The sequence below is a fragment of the Vibrio sp. S12_S33 genome, assembly GCF_963889785.1.
Lineage (GTDB): Bacteria > Pseudomonadota > Gammaproteobacteria > Enterobacterales > Vibrionaceae > Vibrio > Vibrio aestuarianus.
In genome coordinates, this window is record NZ_CAWPQZ010000077.1 from 1 (window position 1) to 6,428 (window position 6,428).

General features: G+C 43.6%; 7 protein-coding genes and 1 pseudogene. 7 read left to right on the forward strand and 1 reads right to left on the reverse strand.

All coding sequences use genetic code 11. The features are described 5' to 3' along the window. The 5 genes and pseudogenes from AACW06_RS18450 to AACW06_RS18470 all read left to right on the forward strand — a co-directional run. Positions 1–333: pseudogene (locus tag AACW06_RS18450) on the forward strand (IS110 family transposase); the annotation flags it as partial. Between the two features lie 177 nt (positions 334–510). Continuing rightward, the gene (locus AACW06_RS18455; protein ID WP_272956769.1) at positions 511–1,068 is read left to right on the forward strand and encodes an LruC domain-containing protein; all 558 of its coding nucleotides are present in this window, start codon (positions 511–513) and stop codon (positions 1,066–1,068) included. Next, a complete protein-coding gene (locus AACW06_RS18460; RefSeq protein ID WP_272956770.1) occupies positions 956–1,282 on the forward strand; it encodes a DUF4842 domain-containing protein in 327 nt (108 codons plus the stop codon). The genes AACW06_RS18455 and AACW06_RS18460 overlap by 113 nt, the downstream gene beginning before the upstream one ends. A 172-nt stretch (positions 1,283–1,454) precedes the next feature. Continuing rightward, positions 1,455–1,817 (forward strand): hypothetical protein, encoded by a 363-nt coding sequence (locus AACW06_RS18465; RefSeq protein ID WP_192076197.1) that lies wholly within the window; start codon positions 1,455–1,457, stop codon positions 1,815–1,817. 98 nt (positions 1,818–1,915) lie between these two features. Further along, positions 1,916–2,746 carry a sulfurtransferase gene (locus tag AACW06_RS18470; protein ID WP_192076198.1) on the forward strand — a complete coding sequence of 277 codons (831 nt, stop codon included), beginning with the start codon at positions 1,916–1,918 and terminating at the stop codon, positions 2,744–2,746. Between the two features lie 88 nt (positions 2,747–2,834). Here AACW06_RS18470 and AACW06_RS18475 read toward each other — a convergent pair whose 3' ends face one another. After that, positions 2,835–3,833 carry a sugar-binding transcriptional regulator gene (locus tag AACW06_RS18475; protein WP_168524617.1) on the reverse strand — a complete coding sequence of 333 codons (999 nt, stop codon included), beginning with the start codon at positions 3,831–3,833 and terminating at the stop codon, positions 2,835–2,837. A gap of 457 nt (positions 3,834–4,290) precedes the next feature. On the opposite strand from AACW06_RS18475, the gene tal reads away from it, so the two are divergent. Beyond that, positions 4,291–5,241, forward strand: a complete 951-nt coding sequence (tal, locus tag AACW06_RS18480) for a transaldolase (protein WP_053312033.1) — start codon at positions 4,291–4,293, stop codon at positions 5,239–5,241. A 78-nt stretch (positions 5,242–5,319) separates the two neighbouring features. Beyond that, positions 5,320–6,428, forward strand: a 1,109-nt coding sequence (locus AACW06_RS18485; RefSeq protein ID WP_238336748.1) for a thiamine pyrophosphate-dependent enzyme, incomplete at its 3' end; no start/stop codon positions are given.

The following is a 6,428-nucleotide window of genomic DNA, read 5'->3' on the forward strand; positions in this document are numbered from 1 at the left end:
ATTGGGCGCAGAGCCAAGAATGACCGTTTAGACGCAGAGTTGATTGCTCATTATGGCGAAGCCATCAAGCCAACCCTGACTGTCATCAAGGCAAAAAACATACGCTTAATGAGTGACTTAGTAATCCAACGCAATCAGTTATTATCTATGCAGACGATGGAAAAAAACCGAATTCAGATACTCACAAAATCTCTTCACTCGACCATCAAGCCGATACTAGCGGCAATGAAAAATCAAATCACCAAGCTAGAAGAAAAACTCGTTAAACTAATTGAAAATAGCCCTGAATACCAAGCCAAAAACACTATACCCGTTCAACTTGAAGATGCAGGTTTCAAAATCTGAAAGTTATCCGTAATTCTGGACACGAGTGACAGGGTGAGATCGTGCTTTGTACGGAATAGACAATAATAGCGGCGCGCTCTATCGATTTGACACGGATACTGGAGCTGAAACTTATGTTGGTGATACTGGCGAAACAGGGATATTTTGATGTTGATGGCTATTACTATGTTTCTCGAAATCAGGATGGCCAAATTTAACCAACAAACCGGACTCAATTACTTTGGGGGGGCGACTACCGGTGAAGTTGAAGATCACCCTTTGACGGTGATATTGGAAGGCGTCACTATTCGCCATTTCCCCAATGAAACGGGTTATGCCACTGTTGCTTATGGAGATAACTGGCCACACAATGCCGATTACGACATGAATGATGTTGTAATGCGTTACCGTGTTACAGAATCAATTAAAGATGGAGATGTGACTCAGATAAAAATAGAAGGTTATCTTGCCGCTAATGGGGCCAGCTATCACAATGGCTTCGCTATACACTTAGGGGGAATACAACGCTCTGATATTGATCAAAGCTTAACAAAGCAACTGCACAATGGTCAGTTTTTAACTAAAAGCGGTTTAGAAATCGATTCAACAGAAGCCATCTTTATCACCTCTGATGATTTACTCAATCACTGGCAATCTGATTGTCTCTATTATCGCACTCAAGCTGGTTGCAACGACCCTATCCTTCACTTTCACTCTCCATATTGCATTTCATCCAGAAACTGATACCTCTAACCTTTTAGCAATGCCTTATGATCCATTTATCTTTGCAACTCCAAGTCATTATCATGGCGAAGGTGTGACCTTTCAGCCTAGAAGAAAATGGGAAGTCCACCTACCAGATCACTTATTAACAGAAAAATTTGATGGCCCAAATCTCTTTAATGCCGGTGACCCAGCTCAAGGTATATATTTTAAGAATACGAGTAACCTTCCTTGAGCGTTATTAGTCACCGGTGAGTGGAAATGGCCATTAGAACGAGTCGATTTAGTGAATGCCTTCCCCCGACTTTGCGGATTATGCTGAATCGGCAGTCCAACAAAACCTTGACTGGTTTGCAGTCCAAAATGCAAACCGTGCATTATGTTATCAACCTTAAGGAGAGTGAATCATGAATAATCCATTTCTATCCCTATGTTTGGTCACGCTACTTACGGCATCTGGAGGAGGAGACGCTGGTGATGAAGCATCAAATACTAGCAAACCGACCTCCCCAGTTTTAGTACCCCCCGCTTCACCAATCATACAAGACAGTGCAGGTAACACTCCTGACGATACCGCAACAGCTAATATCGCAGCCGAAACAGTACGTTTTATGGACGAACTCAATGTGCCGACTGGTTTTATGATGGCTCAGCCCCATTACAAAAGGTCTTTAACATCAATCAAACTCAGTGGGTTTGGTGACAATGATTCGCAAACAACTCCAACGTCTGTTGTCATATGTGTTGTTTGCCTCTTTTTCAGAAAATAGCCATTTACGACCCATTTTCTTTGCTATAAATATTTCTTTTCTGCAAATTAATGAGTAAGTTAAAGCTTCTTCAAACAACAGGTCAGGATTAGCGCAATATGTCTCCATTGGTTTCCCCAAGCTGGTTAAATCAACGTTTAGCCGATGAACGCATCGTAATTCTAGATGCAAGTATTGATTTTCAAATTCCAAGTGAAACTGAAAAAGACACCGTACACACGATTCCCAATGCGCGACGTTTTGACTATGACAAAGTATTTTGTGACCTCAGCGCAACACTGCCACACATGATGCCTAACGAAGAGCATTTCAATTCACAAGCGCAAGCATTAGGGATCAATAACGATTCGATCATTGTTGTTTATGATAATAGCGGGACATTTGCCTCTCCACGAGCGTGGTGGATGCTAAAAGCGATGGGCCATCAAGAAGTTTATGTACTCGATGGCGGGCTTACGGAATGGAAAATGTGTGGTCTTCCGCTGGCAATGGAATACTCACAACCTAAAATTACCGGTAACTTTTCGGGGAAACTGAATCAACACTATTTTGTCGACGCCGGTTATGTGTTGCAACAGATAGATAATGAAACCAGTCAAACAATTGATGCACGCTCTAAAGCCCGTTTTAATGCCCAAGTGGCTGAGCCTCGCGCTGGCATTCGAAGTGGGCACATCCCAAATTCAGCCTGCCTACCTTTTGCTGAGTTGATGATTGAACACAAAATGAAATGCATCAATGAACTGGAACCCATTTTAAAACAGGTGCTGAAAAGTGAACGTTCTGAATATCTTTTCAGCTGCGGCTCTGGTGTCACTGCTTGCATTGTGTTGCTTGCTGCGCATATGTGTGGTTATGAGCATTTAGCTGTTTATGATGGTTCTTGGACTGAATGGGGACAAAACGAAGCACTACCCATTAGCCAATAACCAATAGCCAATAAAGAAGTCGTGTCCCCCGGAAAAATTCGGGGGGAATATGACTTTTTATAAACCAAGCGTGTCACTTCCAGAAAAACTAACTTTTCCCTACACCAAGTTGCATTTGTTCATCTAGGTTTAAAACGGTGAGCGCATTGCTAACACTGGTGGCAATCACATCAATGGCACCAGTACGTAGTGCGCCAAGTAACGCCAGCGGTTTACTGTTTTCAGCGGCAATAGCGATCACTTCTGCAATAGGACGAAACTCGTCAATGCCCAAACCAATCACGCGGTCGCTCATTACGGTATTAGCGGCCTTACCATGAATATCAAAGAAATCGTATCCTGCAAAATCTCCAACGACTCCTTGCTGTAGGCGCGATTGAACGACTTCATCTGCCGTAAACCAACCTAAATCAACCATGTAGCTGTTTTCACTCATGTCACCAATTCCGACCAACGCAATATCCGCTTTACGTGCTAAATCAAGCGTTTGCTTAACGGTTGCATTTTGCATAAAGGCTAATTTTTGTTCTCGGTTTTCAGCATAAGCTGGCGCATACAATGTTTCAGAACTACCGCCATATTTTTTCGCCAATTGACGACAAATATGGTCCGCGTTGAACATACCGCCTCGCGGGTGGATACCGCCAATACTGCAAACAAATTTGCAGTCTCTAGGTGTGATAACACCAATATGATGCGCGACAGCGGAAACATTTCGTCCTTGGCCAACGGTAACTACCATGCCATTTTTTAATGTGTTAGTGAGATAATTCGATACTAACCCCGATACTTGCTGACGTTGCTGCTCTTCACTAGGTTGATCTAATGCAACCAAGGCGCGTTTAACGCCGAATCGTTCAATCAAACGCTGCTCTATCTTTGCGCTAAACACTGGGTGGTATTTTACGGTAATTTCAACAATGCCTTCATCTCGGGCTTGTTTCAGCATCCGCCCTACTTTGGCACGTGAAATCGCAAATTTTTTCGAGATCTCTTCTTGAGTCGCGCCATCTTGGTAATAAGCAACGGATATTTCAGTGAGTAGATCGGTGTTTTCTATCGAAATATCTTGGTTTGAAGTTGTCATAATCGTTCTCGTGATCAACATTGCCAGCAGAATACAAAAATTTGAGCATCCGCTCATTGACCTAGCATATGTTACAGCACACCCACATTGCAACTTTTGCTCATCACCATTACATTTTCTCACCCCCAAATAAATGTTATTTCTGACTAAGCAAAGCTTGCTCTAACCTAAGCAAACGTTTATTTCACTACACCTCACTTCAGCCGCAAAAAAATAGTTGATTGACATCACCATAACCCTAGAAGATCGATTGACTTTCCTCGTAGAACAGATAAATATGAGCACATCATTTACTCAACGAACGATCAAATGTTCAAAGCAAATGTTCGGTCGCTGAAATTAATTGAGTTTGTGGAAAGGTTTTACGTAAAAGCGTGACTAAACTATCCACCGACCCGCTTGCAAATGCCCAGCTAATCAAAATGCTGGCGAAGCCCAAAGACATAGGATGATCGATATGAGCAATAAATTAGAGCAACTTCGTAAACTGACTACTGTTGTCGCTGACACTGGCGAAATTGACGCAATAAAAAAATACCAACCAGAAGACGCAACAACGAACCCATCTCTAATTCTTAAAGCCGCTCAAATTGCCGAGTATGCACCATTAATCGATGCCTCTATCGAATACGCAAAAAGCCAAAGTTCAGACAAAGCACAACAAGTTCAAGACACCTGTGACATGCTTGCCGTTAACATCGGTAAAGAAATCCTAAAAACCATCCCTGGCCGTATTTCTACTGAGGTAGATGCTCGCCTATCTTATGATATGGAAGGCAGTGTTGCTAAAGCACGTCAATTGATCAAAATGTACAATGATGCAGGTATCACCAACGACCGTATCTTGATCAAACTGGCTTCTACTTGGGAAGGCATCCGCGCAGCAGAAATTCTTGAGAAAGAAGGCATCAACTGTAACTTAACGCTTCTTTTCTCTTTCGCTCAAGCGCGTGCATGTGCTGAAGCTGGCGTGTTCCTTATTTCTCCATTTGTTGGTCGCATCATGGACTGGTACAAAGCAAAAGAAGGCCGTGATTTTGAAGCTCAAGAAGATCCAGGCGTAATCTCTGTAACGGATATCTACAACTACTACAAAGAGCACGGCTACAACACAGTGGTAATGGGTGCTAGTTTCCGTAACATTGGCGAAATCCTAGAGCTTGCTGGCTGTGACCGTCTAACTATCGCTCCTGCTCTACTTGCAGAGCTTGAAGCGGCCGAAGGCGAAGTGGTTGAGAAACTAGTTGACTCTAAAGGTTCTAAAGAGCGCCCAGCAGCAATGACTCACGCTGAGTTCCTATGGGAACACAACCAAGATGCAATGGCCGTAGAAAAACTAGCGGAAGGTATTCGCAACTTCGCCATTGACCAAGGCAAGCTTGAAACGATGATTGCGGCTAAACTGTAATCAGTTATAAGAATTAAAATTAGGGGAACGATTAACGTTCCCCTCTCACTTTCTAAATCGACTATTTTGGTAAATATTATGGATCGTAAACAACTGGCAAATGCAATTCGTGCCCTTAGCATGGATGGTGTACAACAAGCTAATTCTGGCCACCCTGGTGCACCGATGGGGATGGCGGACATTGCTGAAGTGCTTTGGCGCTCTCACCTAAACCACAATCCACAAAACCCACAATGGGCAGACCGTGACCGTTTCGTTCTTTCTAACGGCCATGGCTCAATGTTGATTTACTCTTTGCTGCATCTAAGCGGTTACGAGTTATCGATTGATGATCTGAAAAACTTCCGTCAGTTGCATTCAAAAACCCCAGGCCACCCTGAATATGGTTACGCACCAGGCATTGAAACGACTACGGGTCCACTAGGCCAGGGTATTACTAACGCAGTTGGTATGGCGATGGCTGAGAAAGCGCTAGCTGCACAATTTAATAAAGAAGGCCACGACATCGTTGACCACTTCACTTATGTATTCATGGGTGATGGCTGCTTGATGGAAGGTATTTCCCATGAAGCTTGTTCTTTAGCGGGTACGTTAGGTCTTGGCAAGCTGGTTGCTTTCTGGGATGACAATGGCATTTCTATTGATGGTCATGTTGAAGGTTGGTTCTCTGACGATACACCTAAACGTTTTGAAGCGTATGGTTGGCACGTTATTCCTGCGGTTGATGGCCACGATGCAGAGGCTATCAATGCGGCGATTGAAGCGGCGAAGGCTGAAACTGGTCGCCCAACTTTGATTTGTACTAAAACGATTATCGGTTTTGGTTCTCCAAACAAATCAGGTTCACACGACTGTCACGGTGCACCACTAGGCCATGATGAAATTAAAGCAGCAAAAGAATTTTTAGGTTGGGAACACGGTGCGTTCGAAATTCCGCAAGAAATCTACTCAGAATGGTCAGCGAAAGAAGCTGGCACAACTAAGGAAGCAGCGTGGGATGAGAAATTTGCAGCTTATGAAGCAGCATACCCAGAGCTTGCCGCTGAATTTAAACGCCGCGTAAATGGTGAATTACCAGCGCAGTGGGAAGAAAAAGCCAGCGCAATTATTGCCGACTTGCAAGCTAACCCTGCCAATATTGCATCACGTAAAGCGTCACAAAATGCGCTTGAAGCCTTTGGTGCAAT

What these genes read in the sequence shown, in the direction of transcription:
- AACW06_RS18455 (WP_272956769.1), top strand. Translation starts at nt 511, where the DNA reads ATGTTTCTCGAAATCAGGATGGCCAAATTTAACCAACAAACCGGACTC.
- AACW06_RS18460 (WP_272956770.1), top strand. Translation starts at nt 956, where the DNA reads ATGATTTACTCAATCACTGGCAATCTGATTGTCTCTATTATCGCACTC.
- AACW06_RS18465 (WP_192076197.1), top strand. Translation starts at nt 1,455, where the DNA reads ATGAATAATCCATTTCTATCCCTATGTTTGGTCACGCTACTTACGGCA.
- AACW06_RS18470 (WP_192076198.1), top strand. Translation starts at nt 1,916, where the DNA reads ATGTCTCCATTGGTTTCCCCAAGCTGGTTAAATCAACGTTTAGCCGAT.
- AACW06_RS18475 (WP_168524617.1), bottom strand. Translation starts at nt 3,833, where the DNA reads ATGACAACTTCAAACCAAGATATTTCGATAGAAAACACCGATCTACTC.
- tal (WP_053312033.1), top strand. Translation starts at nt 4,291, where the DNA reads ATGAGCAATAAATTAGAGCAACTTCGTAAACTGACTACTGTTGTCGCT.